The organism is Streptomyces sp. NPDC060194 (genome assembly GCF_042728285.1).
Taxonomy (GTDB): domain Bacteria; phylum Actinomycetota; class Actinomycetes; order Streptomycetales; family Streptomycetaceae; genus Streptomyces.
The window spans coordinates 41,459-57,409 of sequence record NZ_JBHWZH010000024.1 but is presented as its reverse complement, the minus strand read 5'-3'; the positions used below and the strand labels follow the sequence as shown (position 1 = coordinate 57,409).

The following is a 15,951-nucleotide window of genomic DNA, read 5'->3' as shown; positions in this document are numbered from 1 at the left end:
GGCCGGTACGGAAGAACGTCCTTCCGTACCGGCCCTCCCGCATGTCCCGGCCCCCGCGCCGGGGCAGTGGCTACGCCGCCGTCACCACCGCGCCCATCGGGCGGTGGGGAGCGATGATCCGGCCGTCCGGCAGCAGCTCGCCGGTGTCCTCGAACAGGAGGACACCGTTGCACAGCAGGCTCCAGCCCTGTTCGGGGTGGTGGGCCAGGAGGCGGGCGGCCTCCCGGTCGGCGGAGGCTGCGGTCGGGCAGGCGGGCTGGTGCTGGCACATGGGTGGGTTCTTTCGCTGCGTTGTGGTCGGTGTCCTGCGGCTCGGTGCGTCGTTCATGGCCGCCCCCCGTATCAGTCAGGTCGGTCCGGTTCCAGTGTTGCCCCACGGGCGTCGATCCGCAGGGATTTCGCGGCAGCTGCTCCTACCCATTCATGACGTGTCACCCGCGCGGACGGTTCAGCGCAACTACCCCGTCCTTTCGGGTGGTTGGGGGTGGCCCGTTCGGACTAGGAGGGGCCGTCAGGCGGGGGTGCCGAGGAGGGGGGCGGGGGAGAGGCGCAGCGAGACCATCGGGAGCAGCTCCGCGACCCGGTGCGGGCGGTGCGCCGCGATCCCGGGCGGGGCCGGTGCCAGCGGGACCAGCAGGTCCGCGCCGCCGGGGGCGCCCGCGGCGGCGTCCGCCGAGGGGTCGGCGTGCAGCCACAGGGTCAGCATGTACAGCTCGGGCACGGACAGCAGGCGGGGCTGGTACGGGGTGCCCAGCGCGTCCGCCTGCCGCAGCGCGCGTTCCGTCGAGGCGAGGTAGGGGCCCTCGAAGAAGTGCGAGAAGGTCCAGCCGTCGGCCGTGAGCGCGGTCTCCGCCGCCGCGACGGAACGCCCCTCGCAGCGGACCAGGAAGCGCCAGCCGGTGAGCCGGGTGCGCGGAGCGGCGTCCGTCCCGGTGACCCGGTCCAACACGTGCACCGGAAGCGGGAGTTCGGGTCGGGTGGGGGTCTGGGCGGAGCGCAGGGCGGGGGTGCGGGCCTCGCGGACGGCGGTGGGGGACGCGAGGGCCGCGAGGACGCTGCGCAGGGCGGGCGCGGGAGCCGGGTGGACGTGCAGCGGCATGGTGGGTCGCCTCTCATTCTTCGACAGGCACGGGGGACGCGGGGGGCGGGGCGTGCGACGGCGCTGTCAGCTTCGGGATCCGACGAGGAACGACGGCACGGTACGAGGGCACCGGGTGCCGCTTCTCCGCCTCGTTTCGCGGAGTTTATACGACACGTGTTCGCAGCGTGTTTCGGCTAGCTGTCCGGCGCATTGCAAGCAAGGGGCAATTCGGCCGCGCGCCGCCGCCCCCGTTCCAGGCATTTCCCGACCCGTGCGTCGCTGACCTCGAATTGGCCCGGCGCGTCGGTAGGCTGGATCTCGTCGGCTTTTTCGCCACCGCCGTATCGCTGTTTTCGCAGGGCGTCACGAAGCAAATGACGTATGCCAGTCGAATGTGCCGTCGTGCGCGCACGGTTGAGTCTAGCGGTCACGGGGCAGTCGGCAGGCGTTATCGATCACAACGCCGGGGCATCATCCACCGTACGCGGCCGCCGGGACGGGCGGGCCGGGCCTAGGAGGGACACTTCATGGGGGAGAAGGTCGACGCGGGCGGGATCGACCTGTCCGACCGGCAGGAGTACCGCGAGAAGCTCCGCACGTGTCTGCAGGGCCTGGAGCGGCTGCTGGCGGAGGAGCGGTTCGACCGTCCCCGGAATCTGATGGGGCTGGAGATCGAGCTGAATCTCGCGGGGGCTGACGGCATGCCGCGGATGATGAATGCCGAAGTACTGGAACGGATCGCGAGCAAGGATTTCCAGACCGAGCTCGGAATGTTCAACCTCGAAGTGAATATCGCCCCGCACCGGTTGGGCGACCGGGTTCTCGACCAGCTCGCCGAGGAGCTGCGCGCCGGCCTCTCCTACGCCCACCGGAAAGCGCAGGAGGTGAATGCGGGAATCGTCATGATCGGCATACTGCCGACACTCGAACGCCATGACCTGGTCTCCGCGAACCTCTCCGACGTCGACCGCTACACCCTGCTGAACGACTCGATGGTCGCAGCCCGCGGGGAGGACTTCGTCCTCGACATCGAGGGCGTCGAGCGCCTCCGCTCGACCTCGGGGTCGATCGCCCCGGAGGCGGCCTGCACCTCGGTGCAGCTGCACCTGCAGGTGACGCCGTCGCGGTTCGCCGACGTGTGGAACGCGGCGCAGGCCGTGACCGGACCGCAGATCGCCGTCGGCGCCAACTCCCCCTTCCTCTTCGGCCGCGAACTGTGGAGCGAGTCCCGCCCGCCGCTGTTCACGCAGGCCACGGACGTCCGACCACCCGAACTGGCGGCGCAGGGCGTCCGTCCGCGGACCTGGTTCGGGGAGCGGTGGGTGAGCAGCGCGTACGAGCTGTTCGAGGAGAACGTGCGCTACTTTCCGCCGCTGCTGCCGATCTGCGACGAGGAGGACCCGCTGGAGGTGCTCGACGCCGGCGGCGTCCCGAGCCTCTCCGAACTCGTGCTGCACAACGGGACGGTCTACCGCTGGAACCGCCCCGTCTACGACATCGCCGACGGCGTCCCGCACCTGCGGGTGGAGAACCGGGTGCTGCCGGCCGGGCCGACGGTGACCGACGTGGTCGCCAACGCGGCCTTCTACTACGGCCTGGTGCGCGCCCTGGCGGAGGAGTCGCGTCCGGTGTGGACGCGGATGCCGTTCGAGACGGCCGCCGCCAACTTCGACGCGGCCTGCCGGCACGGCATCGACGCCGAGTTCGAGTGGCCGCGCCGGGGCCGCTCCGGGGGGCTGGCGAAGGTGCCGGCGGTGGACCTCGTCCGCGAGGAGCTGCTGCCGCTGGCCGCGGCCGGCCTCGACGCCTGGGGGGTGGCCCCCGCCGACCGGGACCTGTACCTCGGGGTGATCGCCGAGCGGTGCCGCCGACGGGTCAACGGGGCGTCCTGGCAGCGCGCCACCTTCCGCCGGGCGCTGGCCGAGGGCCTGGAGCGCGAGGACGCGCTGGCGGCCACGACCCGCAGGTACGCCGAACTCATGCACGCCGGGGAGCCGGTGCACACCTGGAGCATCGGCCTGGGCGGCCACCGCTAGCCGCGGGCGGACGCCCCTCAGCCGCGGGCGGCGGCCGCCGCGGTGATCGCCCGCAGCAGGACGGTGTCGATCTCGGCCGGGTCGCTGACGGCGTACCCGGCTCCGCCGGTCGCCCTCGCGATCGCGTGCACCTCGTCCCGTGAGGCGTCGGGGCCCACCGCGACGGCGACGATCGGCACCGGGCGCTTGTCGTCGGCGAGTTCCTCCAGCCGCGTGATCAGCGTGCGGCGCGAGATGCTGCCGGGGTCCTCGTTCCTCCCGTCGGTCAGGACGACGAGCGCGTTGAACTTCCCGCTGACGTAGCCGTCCAGGCTAGCCCGGTAGGCGGCCAGGGTGGTGTCGTGGAGGCCGGTCGCGCCGTCGGGGCGGGGCTGCAGGGCGGCGAAGGCGCGGGTGAGCAGGGTGCGTTGGGACGCGCCGCTGCCGGTGCTGTCGCCGAGCCGGGCGGTCGGTACGAGCTCCTCGTAGTCGCGGTCCCCGGCCAGCCGGGTGGAGAACTCCCACAGGCCGACCTCGTCGTCCTGGGTGAAGTGCGACAGCGCCCGCTGCAGCGACGCCTTGGTGACGTCCATCCGGCTCCCGTCGCGCCCGGTCACGGGCTCGGCCATGGACGCCGAGGCGTCGACGACGGCCGTGAGCCGGGCGCTCTGCACGACGATCGTCCACATCGCGAGGGTGCCGCGCACCGCCTCGGCCGAGGGCGGGGCGGCCGCCACGGCGCGCACGGGCTGCCGCTCGGAGCCGCCGGCCCGGCGGACGAGCGCGGCGGCCGGCTCCCGGTCGGTGCGGAAGCCGTGCTCGCGCAGGATCCGCAGGCCCGGCGGCTCGCTCAGCAGGGTGAGGAAGCGGGTCGCGGCGCGGAGCTCGTCGGTGGTCATCGACGTCTCGTCGACCAGGGTGAACGGGTAGTCCAGGGCGGGCCCGCCGTCCGAGGGGTGGAAGAGCGCCAGGTCCTCGCCGGCGGCCAGGTTGTGGGTGAACGCCGCCTGCTCGCTGAGGATCAGCCCGCGGTTCGCCGCCGGAGCGCCGTCCTCGCTCCCCGGCGCGCCGCGGTCCAGGATCTCCACAGCCTCCCCGTCACCGGGCGACAGATGCTCCGAGAGGAGCATCGCGGTCCCGGCGAGGAGGGTCTGGCCGTCGTCGCCGCGCGGGGCGACGGACGTCCCGAGGGTGCTCAGGGCGAGGAGGCCCGTCGCGCTGCGGGCGGGGTCCGCCGCGCCGAGCCGGAGGCGGTCCGTGGTGGTGGCGAGCGTCGCCAGCTCCGCCCAGGAGTACGACCGCCCCGGCCAGCCGAGGCCGGTCGCCGTCGTGCGGGCCGCCGCCACCGTCACCGGGGTGCAGGCGAAGTTGCCCGCCGCCGACAGCGGGATGCCCGACCCGCCGGCCGCGGCCCGCCGCAGCCACAGCTCCGAGTCCGGCACCCACACCTCGATGTCCCGGTCCAGGGTGCGGCCTGCGACCGCGTCCGCCACCTTGTGGGACTCCCGCGCGGAGACATGGACCTCCAGGCACCGCCCGTCGGTCCGCACGTCATTCGTCCGCACGTACCGCGCCGCGGCGCGGAGCGCGGGGGCCATGTCGGGAGAGGCCGCGACGTCGACGCGTACGGCGCGGGCCTCGCAGGTCGGGGTGAAGGCGACGAGGCCCGTCTGAACGGCGGCCGCGGCGACGCCGGCGACGCACAGCACCACCGCGACGGCGACCGCCGCGCCACGGCGACGCGCCCGGGCGGGCACCCCCGGTGCGGGCTCCGGCCGCACGTCGGGCAAGCTGTGACGTCCCATGGTGGTGGCGCCCCTCCGTCGAGTCGACCCGGCACCCGGCCGGTGCCACGTCTCCGGACTCGCATGCGAGACAGTAGCCGGGTCCACGGGGCCGCGAGGGGCGATCGGACAAGTGGAGGCAGAGTGCAGGCCGAGGCGCGCGACATGGCCGGACCCTTTCCCGAACAGGGCCTTCCGCGGCGGATCCTCCGGGACGAACTCCTGCTGGTCCTGGCCCTGTCACTGGGTGCCAGCGCGCTCTCGGCGCTGATCAGCTTCGTCGGATCGGTCACCGAGCCGGGCGGTCTCGCCGACCAGGCGGCGACGCTCAACGGCTCGCGCGCACCGGGTCGGCCGTGGCTGGATCTCGCCTGGCAGCTGTTCTCGATCTCCAGCTCGCTGGTCCCGGTGGCCCTCGTCTGGCACCTGCTGGTCCGCGAGGGCTCCGGCCTCGGCGCCCTCGGGTTCGACCGCCGCCGCCCCTGGTCCGACCTCGGCCGGGGCGCGCTGGTGGCCGCCGGCATCGGCAGCGCGGGCATCGCCTTCTACCTGGCCATGCGCGCGGCAGGGTTCAACCTGACGGTGGTGCCCGAGTCGCTGCCCGAGGTGTGGTGGAAGTACCCGGTCCTGATCCTCTCCGCGATCCAGAACTCGGTCCTGGAGGAGGTGATCGTGGTGGGCTACCTCCTGCGCAGGCTGGACCGTTTGGGGTGGTCGCCGATGCGGTCGCTGGTGGCGAGTTCGGTGCTGCGCGGCTCCTACCACCTGTACCAGGGCATCGGCGGGTTCGTCGGCAACATGGTGATGGGCGTCGTCTTCGTGCTGCTCTACCGCCGGTGGGGCCGGGTGGGGCCGCTGGTGGCGGCCCACACCCTGCTCGACGTGGGCGCGTTCGTGGGCTACGCCCTGCTCGCCGGCAACGTCAGCTGGCTGCCGACGGCGTGACGAGCAGTTCGCCGTCGAGGACGGTGACGGCGGTGCCGGACAGCAGGGTCCGCCCGCCCCTGAGCGCGGTGCGCACCAGGCCGCCGCGCGCGGACGCCTGGTAGCCGGTGAGCTCGTCCCGCCCCAGCCGGGGCGACCAGTACGGGGCGAGGGCGGTGTGCGCGCTGCCGGTGACCGGGTCCTCGTCGATGCCGACGGCCGGGAAGAAGCAGCGCGAGACGACGTCGTAGCCGCCCTCGGCGTCCTCGGCGCGGGCCGTGACGATCACGTCGCGGGGGAGTGCCCGGAGCTCCGGCGCGAGCGCGCGGACCGCCCGCTCGTCGGCCAGTTCCACGAGGAGTGCGTCGCAGTGCGGGCCGGTGTCCACGACCGCCCGCGGGGCCGCGCCCAGCGCCTCGGCCAGCCCCGGGGGCGGGGCGACCTCGGTGAGCGGGGCGGTCGGGAAGTCCAGGGTGAGCGTCCCGTCCGGCTCGGCGGTGGCCGCGAGGACGCCGCCGCGGGTGGCGAAGCGGAGCGTGCCGGTGGCCCGGCCGGTGGTGTGCAGGACGTGGGCGGTGGCCAGGGTGGCGTGGCCGCACAGGTCCACCTCCGCGACCGGCGTGAACCACCTGAGGGCCCAGTCGGCCTCGCCGCCGGGCGGCAGGGGGTGGGCGAAGGCGGTCTCCGAGAGGTTCACCTCCGCCGCGACCTGCTGCAGCCAGGCGTCGGCCGGGAAGGCGTCCAGGATCAGGACGGCGGCCGGGTTGCCCGAAAAGGGGCGGTCGGTGAAGGCGTCGACGATGTGAATCCGCATGGGACGACGCTAGGACGCCGCCGGAGCCGGCCGACACGTCCAATCGCGGCTCATTGGCCTTCGCGGCGCGGCGAACCCCGCCCCCCGCCCCTCGCCCCGCCCCGCACGACGACGGCGTCCCGCGCGACACCCGTACGGGACGCCGTCGTCGTGCGCCCGTCTCACCAGATGAGCGTCAGGGGTATGGGGCGCGACGCTCCTGACGGCGCCTGTCATGATGGGCCGATGCACGTCTCTCGGGGTAGGAACACCGGCCTGGGCCTCGCCCTGGCCTCGGCGCTCGCGTTCGGCGGTTCAGGGGTCGCGGCCAAGCCGCTCATCGAGGCGGGGCTCGACCCGCTGCACGTGGTGTGGCTGCGGGTGGCCGGCGCCGCCCTGGTCATGCTGCCGCTCGCCTGGCGGCACCGCGCCCTCGTGCGGGACCGGCCGCTGCTGCTCGCCGGCTTCGGCCTCTTCGCCGTGGCCGGCGTCCAGGCCTGCTACTTCGCCGCCATCTCCCGCATCCCGGTCGGGGTCGCCCTCCTCGTCGAGTACCTGGCGCCCGCGCTGGTCCTCGGCTGGGTGCGGTTCGTGCAGCGCAGGCCGGTGACGCGGGCCGCCGCGCTCGGCGTGGTCCTCGCCGTCGGCGGCCTCGCGTGCGTGGTCGAGGTGTGGGCCGGGCTGGGCTTCGACGCGGTCGGGCTGCTCCTCGCGCTCGGCGCGGCCTGCTGCCAGGTCGGCTACTTCGTCCTGTCCGACCAGGGCGGCGACGCCGGCGCGGACGCCCCGGACCCGCTCGGGGTCATCGCGTACGGCCTCCTGGTCGGCGCCCTCGTGCTCACGGTGGTCGCCCGGCCCTGGCAGGCGGAGTGGTCGGTGCTCGCCGGCGGCGCGGACATGGACGGCTCGACGGTGCCGGCCTGGGTGCTGCTCGGCTGGATCGTCGCCGTGGCCACCGTCCTCGCCTACGTGACCGGAGTGCTGTCGGTCCGGCGGCTCTCCCCGCAGGTGGCCGGGGTGGTGGCCTGTCTGGAGGCGGTCGTCGCGACGGTGTTCGCGTGGGTGCTGCTGGGGGAGGCGCTCTCGGCGCCGCAGCTCGTCGGCGGGTGCGTCGTCCTCGTCGGCGCGTTCATCGCGCAGTCCTCGACACCGGGCCACGACCGGACCGCCGGCGAGGCGGTGCCGGAGCCCGAAAGGGAGTTGTCCGACGGCGTCCGCGCCTCCTAGGGTCGCGATCATGCATCCCTTCGGACTCGTCCTCCCGCCGCCGCCCGCCTCCTGACGCGCGCGGCACCGAAGTCACGGACCGGGCCCGGCACGTCGCCGGGCGGGTCGCCGCTGCCCGCGCGCGGAGCCGGTGATCCCTTCCGTCCCTCACTTCGCGGAGAACCCACGTGTCGAACGTCCACTCCGGCCTGCCCGTCGGGCGAGGCCTGCTCTGTCTGATCGTCGCCGGTGCGGCCTGGGGCACGGCGGGCGCGGCCGCCGCCCTGCTGTACCGCTCCAGCGACATGGGGCCGCTGGCGCTGTCCTTCTGGCGCTACGTCGGAGGTCTCGCCCTGCTGCTCGCCCTGCGCGGCGCGGCCAAGCTGCGCAGGGCCCGCCGCCCGAGGCCCTCGGCCCGGCCGCGCCCCGTGCGCGTCCTCGTCCTCGGCCTGGGACTCACCGTCTTCCAGACCGCCTACTTCGCCGCCGTCGAGGCCACCGGCCTCGCCGTCGGCACCGTCGTCGCGCTCGGGGCCGGGCCGGTCCTGATCGCTCTCGGCGCCCGCCTGACCCTGGGCGAACACCTGGGACGCGGCGGCCTGTGCGCGATCCTCGGGGCGCTCGCCGGGCTCGCCCTGCCGCTGGTCGGCGGCGGGGACACCGTGCGCCCGGCCGGGGTGCTGCTCGCGCTGCTCTCGGCGGCGGGCTACGCGGTCGTCACCCTGCTGACCCGCCGCTGGGGGCGGGACGGCGACGCCGTCGCGCCCGTCGACACCACGATGTGGTCGTTCGCGGTCGGGGCGCTGTGCCTCCTCCCGCTCGCCGCGGCCGAGGGGCCGGTCCCGCACGCCGAGGACGCCGCCCGGGTGCTGCTCCTCGTCGTGTACGTCGCCGCCGTGCCCACCGCCCTCGCCTACGCGCTGTACTTCGCGGGCGCGGCCGTCGTCCGCTCGGCGACCGTCTCGGTGGTCATGCTCATGGAGCCGGTGAGCGCGGCGGTGATCGCGGTGGCGCTGCTCGGCGAGCGGCTGACCCCGGCGACCGCCGCAGGCACCGGGGTGCTGCTCGCGTCGGTGGCGGGGCTCGCCGTCGCCGAGACGCGGACGGGTCAGCGCTCGGTCGCGCCCGCTGCGAGGTAGGCGGGGAGCGGGACTGCGGGGTCCAGGTCCGTGGAGGGGATCGGGGCGCCGCGGCCGTAGGTGAGCGGCACCACGCCGCTCCAGTACGGCAGCGCGAGGTCGGCGGGCTCGTCGTTCGGGCCGCCGGTGCGGCTCTTCGCGGAGACCTCCGTCAGGTCGAGCGCGATGACGGCCGTGGCCGCCAGCTCCTTGGCGTCGGCCGGGCGGGAGTCCGCCGCCCGGCCGGCCACCACCTGCTCGACCAGCGCGTCGAGCGCCGCGCGCTTCTCCGCCTCGTCGGTGACCTGCCGGGCCAGGCCGTGGATCACGACCGACCGGTAGTTGAGGGAGTGGTGGAAGGCCGAGCGGGCCAGGACCAGGCCGTCGACATGGGTGACGGTGACGCACACCGGCAGCCCCTCCTCGGCGCGCCCGGCCGAGCGCAGCGGCCGGGAGCCGGTCGAGCCGTGCACGTAGAGCCGCTCGCCGATGCGGCCGTAGAGGGTCGGCAGGACGACGGGCGCGCCGTCGCGGACGAAGCCGAGGTGGCAGACGTACCCCTCGTCGAGTATCGCGTGCACGGTCGCCCGGTCGTAGGAGGCCCGGTCGCGGGAGCGGGTGGGGACGGTGCGGTCGGTCGGTGCGTAGGCGGTGGTGTCCGTCATTGCGGCCCCCTGTTGTACTAGTGCATAATGAGGTTTGTGCTAGGAGAATATACGATCACGGGCCGGCGTGCGGCGGAGATCTCGGCCGACATCGAGCGCGCGGTGGGATCCGGAGAGCTGCAGCCGGGGCAACTGCTGCCGCCGATGCGGGAGTTGGCCATGCGGCTCGGGGTGAACCCGAACACCGTCGCCGCCGCGTACCGGACCCTGCGCGAGCGCGGGGTGATCGAGACCGACGGCCGCCGCGGCAGCCGGGTGCGTCCCCGGCCCGCCAGCACCGGGCGCGAGGCGATCCGCGTCGAGGCCCCGCCGGGCGTGCGGGACGTCTCCCAGGGCAACCCCGACCCCGCGCTGCTCCCGGACCTCGCCCCCGCCCTCGCCACGGCCGCCCGGCACCCGCACACCCTCTACGGCGACCGCCCCGTCGTCCCCGAACTGGCCGAGGCGGCGGCCCGGGCGCTCGCCGCGGACGGCGTCCCCGCCGGCCCGCTCGCCGTGACCTCCGGCGCCCTCGACGCGATCGAACGGGTCCTGGCCGCGCATCTGAAGCCGGGCGACGCCGTCGCCGTCGAGGACCCCGGCTGGGGCAGCTTCCTCGACCTCGTCCCCGCGCTCGGCCTGCGCGCGGTCCCCGTGGGCGTCGACGACGAGGGCCCGCTGCCGGACGACGTCGAGCGGGCGCTGTCCGGCGGCGCGCGGGCGCTGGTGATCACCTGCCGGGCGCAGAACCCCACCGGCGCCACCGTCAGCGCCTCCCGGGCGGACGCGCTGCGCGCCGTCCTCGTCCGCCACCGCTCCGTGCTGGTCGTGGAGGACGACCACGGCCACGGCATGGTCGACCTGCCGCTGCGACCGGTCGCGGGGGCCACCGACCACTGGGCGCTGGTCCGTTCGGTGGCCAAGGCCTACGGGCCCGACCTCCGGCTCGCCCTGCTGACCGGCGATGCGCTCACCGTCGACCGGGTCCGCGGGCGCCAGCGGCTCGGACCGGGCTGGGTCAGCCTCCTGCTGCAGCGCGCGGTGGTGGAGCTCTGGCGGGCCGGGGCGATCGATCCGCAGGAGGTCGCGGGCGCGTACGGGGCGCGCCGGGACGCGCTCCTCGCGGCGCTCGCCGCGCGGGGGGTCGCCGCGCACGGCCGCAGCGGCATGAACGTGTGGATCCCGGTCCCGGACGAGACGGGCGCGGTCTCCCGGCTCCTGCACGCGGGCTGGGCGGTCGCGCCCGGCGCCCGCTTCCGGATGGACAGCGCGCCCGCCGTCCGCGTCACCGTCTCCGGGCTCGACGCCCGCGACATCGAGGCGGTCGCGGACGCCGTCGCCGCGGCGATCGGCAGCGGGCCGACCGGCCGCCGCTACGACTGACGCCGTCGCGACCGGCTCTGCGCGAGCGCCGCGCCCGCCAGCACGATCACCGCGCCGACCGGGGTGTTCCAGTGCAGGTGCTCGCCCAGGACGAGCACCCCGGCCGCCGTCGCGACCACCGGGATGAAGTAGGTGACCGTCGTCGCCGTGGTCGGCCCGACCTCGGCGACCAGGCCGTACTGCAGCAGGAACGCGAGCCCGGTGCCGAGGGCGCCGAGCGCCAGGACCGCGAGCAGCGGGACGAGGGGGAACGAGCGGGGGAAGCCCGTGAAGAAGGGTGTGACGGCCGCGAGTTGCACGGTGGCGAGCGCCAGCTGGGCGCTCGACAGCGACAGCTTCGACGCCGGGCTCCCGCCCAGGGTGCGGCCGACGTAGATCCAGCCGACCGCGTAGCTGAAGGAGGCGATCAGGGCCAGCGCCGTGCCCCGCGGGTCCTGGCCGGAGAACCCCTGCCAGACGCCGAGCACGACCAGCACGCCGACGAAGCCGAGCCCGAGACCGGCGAACCGGCGGCGGGTGGGCCGGTCGGAGGAGAACGCCACCAGGGACAGGAGCATCCCCCACAGCGGGGTGGTCGCGTTGCAGATGCCGGCCAGCGTGGAGGGGATCGTCGTCTCCGCGTAGGAGAACAGGGTGAAGGGGAGCGAGTTCAGCAGGACGGCCGCGACGGCCAGGTGCCCCCAGGTGCGCAGACCGCGCGGCAGCCGGTCCCGCTTCACGAGGAGCACGGTGAGCAGTACGGTCGCGCCGAACAGGACGCGGCCCAGCGTCACGTACAGCGGCGCGTAGCCGTCGGTGCCCACCTTGATCAGGAGGAAGCTGAAGCCCCAGATCAGGGACAGCGCGGCGAAGCGCAGGCGCCAGTCGACGGCGGGGCGGGCGGCGGCCGACGGGTCGGCGGACGGGGAGACGGCGGCTGCCGGAACGGTGGACGCCGTCCGGGCGGTGCCTCGGGGAATCGTGCTGCTCATGGCGTCCACGATGGCCGTCCGCACCACGTAGCACAAGCGAGACTTCGTACCACCCATCGCTTAGTATCGCTTACATGTTGAGTCTGGAGCGCCTGCGCGTCCTCGACGCCGTCTGCCGGCACGGCTCGGTCAGCGGGGCGGCCGCGGGGCTGCACGTCACCACCTCCGCCGTCTCCCAGCAACTCGCCAAGCTGGAACGGGAGGTGGGGCAGCGGCTGCTGACGAAGAACGGCCGCGGCGTACGGCTCACCGACGCCGGGAAGCTGCTCGCGGAGCACGCGGAGCGCATCCTGTCGCAGGTCGAGACGGCCCGCTCCGACCTGGAGGCCCAGCGCGGCCGGGTGGTGGGCGACCTGCGCCTGGCCGCGTTCCCGACCGCCGCCCGCGGCCTGCTGCCGGCGACCCTCGGCCTGCTCCGGGCCGCGCACCCGGGGCTCACGGTCCGCACCCACGAGCTGGAACCCGCCGACGGGATGCGCCAGGTGCTGCGCGGCGACATGGACCTGGCGGTCGTCCTCGACTGGAACAACAAGCCGATGACGGTCCCCGACGAGCTGACGGCTGCCGCGCTGCTCGACGACCCGGCGGACGTCGCCATGCCCGCCGCGCACCCGCTCGCGGGCCGCGCGGAGGTGGACCTCGACGACTTCGCCGACGACGCCTGGGTGTCCTGGCCGGACGGGGAGTTCTGCCACGACTGGCTGATGTTCACCCTGCGCGCCAAGGGCGTCGAGCCGCGCATCGCCCACCACGCGGAGGAGCACCAGACGCAGCTGGCTTTGATCGACGCGGGCCTCGGGGTGTGCATCGCCCCGCGCCTGGGCCGGGGCGTCCTGCCGGCCGGGGTGCGGGCCGTGCCCGTCCGGCACTCGATGCGGCGGCACGTCTCCGTCGTGTGGCGGACGGACGCCGACCGCCGCCCCTCCGTGCGGGCGGCGGTCGAGGCCCTGCGGACCGCGGCGGAGCGGGTGGCGACCGTCTGAACCCGCCGCCGCGCCGCCCGGTCAGGCCAGCCGGATCGAGTTCCCCTCGATCGTCAGCTTCTTCTCCGGGAGGGGCGCGGTCGCAGGACCGGCCTTGACGCTGCCGTCGTTCGCGTCGAACTTGCTGCCGTGGCACGGGCAGTTGATGACCCCGTCGGCGACCTCCCCGACCGCGCAGCCCTGGTGGGTGCACTTGGAGGAGAACGCCTTGAACTGACCGGCGGTCGGCTGGGTGACGACGACCCCCTGGTCGCCGAAGACCTTGCCGCCGCCCTCGGGGATGTCCGAGACCTGCGCGAGCTCCGCACCCGCCTCCGCGGAGCCGTCAGCGCTGCCGGAGTCCGTCCCCCCGGAGTCCTCCGAGCCGCAGCCGGCGAGGGCGGCGACCGCCCCCGCCGCGCCGACCACGGCGAGCACCGTGCGGCGGCTCGGATTCACGGCTTCCTGGTGTGCGTTGGTCATTCCGGCATCCCTCTCGTCCATCCAGCTGCGCGCCGGCCGTCACCGACACCTCGATCAGCTTCGCCCAGGGGTACGCGGGGGCGCCACCGGATGTTCAGTGCGGGAGGGACAGCCGGGCGAAATCGTCACGGAGACCTCCGCGACCCGGTATGCCACTCCCGCACCGACCCGCTTCCGCGGGGTCAGGACAGCCGCACGTCGTCCACGTGGAAGGCGGGGGCGACCTGCCCCGTCCTGTCCTGGACGGCGAGGGAGCCGACGGCCGAGGGGCCGCCGAGGTCCGACAGCGGGACGGCGAACTCGGTCCAGGTGCCCGCCGGAGCGTCGATCGGGACCCGGGTGCCCCACGAACCGCTGCCGTCCGAGGCCGGGTTGACCATCAGCTGCAGTTGGCGTGTACCGGAAGAGCCGCCGTGGACGCGCAGGACGACCCGGCTGATGCCGGAGGCGGCCACGGGCTGGGCGGTGGAGAAGGACAGCGCGTCCCAGCCGCCGCCGGGGGTCAACCCGACCGAGGTGCCGCTGCCGCCGTACGCGGGGGAGGTCACCGCCGTGTCGACCGTTCCGCTGAAGGCGTCGGCACGCCAGCCGGGGGCGAGCCCGTCGGCGTAGACGGCGGTACCGGCGGACGGCTCGCCGCCGATGTCGTACACCTTGTACTTCCCGGCCAGGTGGAGCAGCCCGAGCATGTGCAGCGAGCTGTGGTAGTAGCGCCACTCGCCGGTGGTGACGGGGAAGTCCCAGGCCAGCCGCAGGAAGTCGTCACGGGTGCCGGGGTCGGAGGCGACGGTCGCGGCGGAGGCGTACATCAGCGCCTGCCCCGCGCCGCCGGTCCAGTCGGAGACCGGTGTGCCGTCGACGTTCCACTCGCCCGCCATGGAGGCGCGGTGCGGGCGCATGAAGCCCAGGAGCTGGTCGGCCCAGGTGCGCTGGGCGGCGAGGGGTGCGTGGCCGTCGGTGTCGCCCACGTACCAGTAGTGGTCGAAGGCGACGATCTGGATGGTGCGCCAGCCGTCCGAGCCGTGCTTGTAGCCGCTGGCGCAGCTGTACTGGCGAGCGGGCCGCCGTCCTGGGTGGTGCAGTCGGGGAAGATGCCGTTCCCGTGGTTGCCTGCCTTGTCCAGGACGTCGCGCCAGTAGGTGCGCGCCGCGCCGGCGGCCTGGTTCCAGTACGAGCGGTTGGACGTGGTGGGGTCGTTGCGGGACCAGTACTCGTAGAACCCCGGCAGCTGGTAGGAGGTGTCGACGAGGCTGCCGGAGCCCTCGATCCAGGTGGGGATGAACCGGACCAGCTTGTTGTCCGGGTTGAAGATCGACAGCTCGCCCGGCTGGAGGTCGGAGGTGTCCTTCAGCTCGTTCAGGATGAACGACGCCTGCGCGCGGTAGTCGAAGACGCCGGAGCCGTCGCCCCACCGGGCCGAGGCCATGAGCAGCGCCGTGGCGAAGTAGATGTCGCCGTCGGGGGCCGCGGTGTACTCGGGTTCGCCGCTCGGGAGGGTGAAGTGGCCGTGGGGGGCGACGTCGTCGACGTGCCAGATGAACAGTCCGTCGTAGCGGCCGCCGCAGTCGGTGTTGACGTTCGGGCACTGCGTGTACGTCTTGGCGAACTTCCTGAACCGAGCCGCCCCCACGACCACCACCCGCGACCGGCGCACCGCCTACCAGGAGGACGGCTACCTGATCGCCCCCGGCCTGCTCACCGCGGACGAGGTCGAACGGCTCCGGCACGAGGCCGGCCGCATCGGCCGGGGCGAGCTCGGGCCGATCGCCGGCCTGGAGCCGGCGGCGCAGGACGTCGGCGACGAGGACGCCGCCCGGCGGTTCCTGTGCGTCCACTTCCCGCACAAGGTGTCCGCGCTGCTCGGTTCCTTCCTCGCCCACGACGCGGTCGTGCCCGTGCTCACCGACCTCATCGGCTCCGACGTGAAGGCGATGCAGTCCATGCTCTTCACCAAGGCCGAGGGCAGGCCCGGACAGGCCTGGCACCAGGACGAGTTCTGGATCCCCACCCGCGACCGGTCGCTGACCGGCGTGTGGATCGCGATGGACGACGCGACGGTGGAGAACGGCTGCCTGTGGGTCCTCCCCGGCTCCCACCGCGCCGTTGTGCTCTACCCGGACCGCGAGCACGAGGACGAGCGGTTCGACTGCACCGTGGAGTCCTACGCCTTCCCCTACCGGGACTCCGACGCCGTCCCCCTGGAGGTCTCGGCGGGGGACGTCGTCTTCTTCGACGGCTACCTGCTGCACCGCTCGCTGCCCAACACCGGCCGGCACGGCATGCGGCGCGCCCTCGTCAACCACTACATGAGCGCCCGGTCCGTGCTGCCCAGGCAGACCCCGCCGCCCGGCGTCCACCTCGGCAAGTGGGACTACCGCGACATCGTCCTGGTGGCCGGCACCGACCCCTACGCCTACCGCGGAACCCCCGACCTCTCCGCCCCCATGGTCCGCCCCGACCGCGAGGGCGGCTGCGCGCGCTGACACCGCGGGCGGCCCCTGCCGTCATCTGAGGAACCAGGAAGATCGCCCGGCCCGACAGGAGGAAACCGGTGGGCGGAAGACGGTTCCATGGCGGGGAGCCGGTG

At 74.3% G+C, this 15,951-nt stretch carries 16 protein-coding genes; 7 read left to right on the top strand and 9 right to left on the bottom strand.

Features of this window, described 5'->3' with window-relative positions; all coding sequences use genetic code 11:
* Window positions 1-70: 70 nt before the first annotated feature.
* Together ACFWEG_RS08235 and ACFWEG_RS08230 are read right to left on the bottom strand one after the other, a co-directional pair.
* The gene (locus ACFWEG_RS08235; protein WP_387210573.1) at window positions 71-271 is read right to left on the bottom strand and encodes a DUF5999 family protein; all 201 of its coding nucleotides are present in this window, start codon (window positions 269-271) and stop codon (window positions 71-73) included.
* Between the two features lie 240 nt (window positions 272-511).
* Window positions 512-1,099, bottom strand: a complete 588-nt coding sequence (locus ACFWEG_RS08230; protein WP_387210570.1) for a hypothetical protein — start codon at window positions 1,097-1,099, stop codon at window positions 512-514.
* Window positions 1,100-1,608: 509 nt separating this feature from the next.
* Here ACFWEG_RS08230 and ACFWEG_RS08225 point away from each other — a divergent pair.
* Window positions 1,609-3,117: a glutamate--cysteine ligase gene (locus ACFWEG_RS08225; RefSeq protein WP_387210567.1), complete on the top strand. Its 1,509-nt coding sequence runs from the start codon at window positions 1,609-1,611 to the stop codon at window positions 3,115-3,117.
* A 17-nt stretch (window positions 3,118-3,134) separates the two neighbouring features.
* Here ACFWEG_RS08225 and ACFWEG_RS08220 read toward each other — a convergent pair whose 3' ends face one another.
* The gene (locus tag ACFWEG_RS08220; RefSeq protein WP_387210564.1) at window positions 3,135-4,901 is read right to left on the bottom strand and encodes a substrate-binding domain-containing protein; all 1,767 of its coding nucleotides are present in this window, start codon (window positions 4,899-4,901) and stop codon (window positions 3,135-3,137) included.
* A gap of 144 nt (window positions 4,902-5,045) precedes the next feature.
* On the opposite strand from ACFWEG_RS08220, the gene ACFWEG_RS08215 reads away from it, so the two are divergent.
* Entirely contained in the window at window positions 5,046-5,825 is a 780-nt protein-coding gene (locus ACFWEG_RS08215; RefSeq protein ID WP_387210561.1) for a CPBP family intramembrane glutamic endopeptidase, read from the top strand.
* On the opposite strand, the gene ACFWEG_RS08210 is transcribed toward ACFWEG_RS08215, so the two are convergent.
* The gene (locus ACFWEG_RS08210; protein ID WP_387210558.1) at window positions 5,803-6,618 is read right to left on the bottom strand and encodes a PhzF family phenazine biosynthesis protein; all 816 of its coding nucleotides are present in this window, start codon (window positions 6,616-6,618) and stop codon (window positions 5,803-5,805) included. The two genes, ACFWEG_RS08215 and ACFWEG_RS08210, sit on opposite strands and share 23 nt — an antisense overlap.
* Window positions 6,619-6,843: 225 nt before the next feature.
* Here ACFWEG_RS08210 and ACFWEG_RS08205 point away from each other — a divergent pair, with 225 nt between their 5' ends.
* Window positions 6,844-7,824 (top strand): DMT family transporter, encoded by a 981-nt coding sequence (locus ACFWEG_RS08205; RefSeq protein WP_387210555.1) that lies wholly within the window; start codon window positions 6,844-6,846, stop codon window positions 7,822-7,824.
* Window positions 7,825-7,991: 167 nt separating this feature from the next.
* Complete coding sequence (locus ACFWEG_RS08200) at window positions 7,992-8,942, top strand: DMT family transporter (RefSeq protein ID WP_387210553.1); 951 nt, start codon at window positions 7,992-7,994, stop codon at window positions 8,940-8,942.
* On the opposite strand, the gene ACFWEG_RS08195 is transcribed toward ACFWEG_RS08200, so the two are convergent.
* Window positions 8,912-9,586: a pyridoxamine 5'-phosphate oxidase family protein gene (locus ACFWEG_RS08195; RefSeq protein WP_387210550.1), complete on the bottom strand. Its 675-nt coding sequence runs from the start codon at window positions 9,584-9,586 to the stop codon at window positions 8,912-8,914. The genes ACFWEG_RS08200 and ACFWEG_RS08195 overlap by 31 nt on opposite strands.
* 36 nt (window positions 9,587-9,622) lie before the next feature.
* On the opposite strand from ACFWEG_RS08195, the gene ACFWEG_RS08190 reads away from it, so the two are divergent.
* Window positions 9,623-10,948 (top strand): aminotransferase class I/II-fold pyridoxal phosphate-dependent enzyme, encoded by a 1,326-nt coding sequence (locus ACFWEG_RS08190; protein ID WP_387210547.1) that lies wholly within the window; start codon window positions 9,623-9,625, stop codon window positions 10,946-10,948.
* On the opposite strand, the gene ACFWEG_RS08185 is transcribed toward ACFWEG_RS08190, so the two are convergent.
* Entirely contained in the window at window positions 10,939-11,919 is a 981-nt protein-coding gene (locus tag ACFWEG_RS08185) for a DMT family transporter (RefSeq protein ID WP_387210544.1), read from the bottom strand. The genes ACFWEG_RS08190 and ACFWEG_RS08185 overlap by 10 nt on opposite strands.
* A 74-nt stretch (window positions 11,920-11,993) precedes the next feature.
* Between ACFWEG_RS08185 and ACFWEG_RS08180 the strand changes: the two genes are divergently transcribed.
* Window positions 11,994-12,902, top strand: coding sequence for a LysR substrate-binding domain-containing protein (locus ACFWEG_RS08180; RefSeq protein ID WP_387210541.1), 909 nt, complete (start codon window positions 11,994-11,996; stop codon window positions 12,900-12,902).
* Window positions 12,903-12,923: 21 nt separating this feature from the next.
* On the opposite strand, the gene ACFWEG_RS08175 is transcribed toward ACFWEG_RS08180, so the two are convergent.
* The 3 genes from ACFWEG_RS08175 to ACFWEG_RS08165 form a co-directional block, all read right to left on the bottom strand.
* On the bottom strand, window positions 12,924-13,364 hold the full coding sequence (locus ACFWEG_RS08175) for a Rieske (2Fe-2S) protein (RefSeq protein WP_387210538.1): 441 nt from the start codon (window positions 13,362-13,364) through the stop codon (window positions 12,924-12,926).
* A 182-nt stretch (window positions 13,365-13,546) separates the two neighbouring features.
* The gene (locus tag ACFWEG_RS08170) at window positions 13,547-14,242 is read right to left on the bottom strand and encodes a hypothetical protein (RefSeq protein WP_387210535.1); all 696 of its coding nucleotides are present in this window, start codon (window positions 14,240-14,242) and stop codon (window positions 13,547-13,549) included.
* The gene (locus ACFWEG_RS08165) at window positions 14,173-14,994 is read right to left on the bottom strand and encodes a hypothetical protein (protein ID WP_387210532.1); all 822 of its coding nucleotides are present in this window, start codon (window positions 14,992-14,994) and stop codon (window positions 14,173-14,175) included. The genes ACFWEG_RS08170 and ACFWEG_RS08165 overlap by 70 nt, the downstream gene beginning before the upstream one ends.
* On the opposite strand from ACFWEG_RS08165, the gene ACFWEG_RS08160 reads away from it, so the two are divergent.
* Window positions 14,963-15,847 (top strand): phytanoyl-CoA dioxygenase family protein, encoded by an 885-nt coding sequence (locus tag ACFWEG_RS08160; protein ID WP_387210529.1) that lies wholly within the window; start codon window positions 14,963-14,965, stop codon window positions 15,845-15,847. The genes ACFWEG_RS08165 and ACFWEG_RS08160 overlap by 32 nt on opposite strands.
* The last annotated feature ends 104 nt before the right edge of the window (window positions 15,848-15,951 follow it).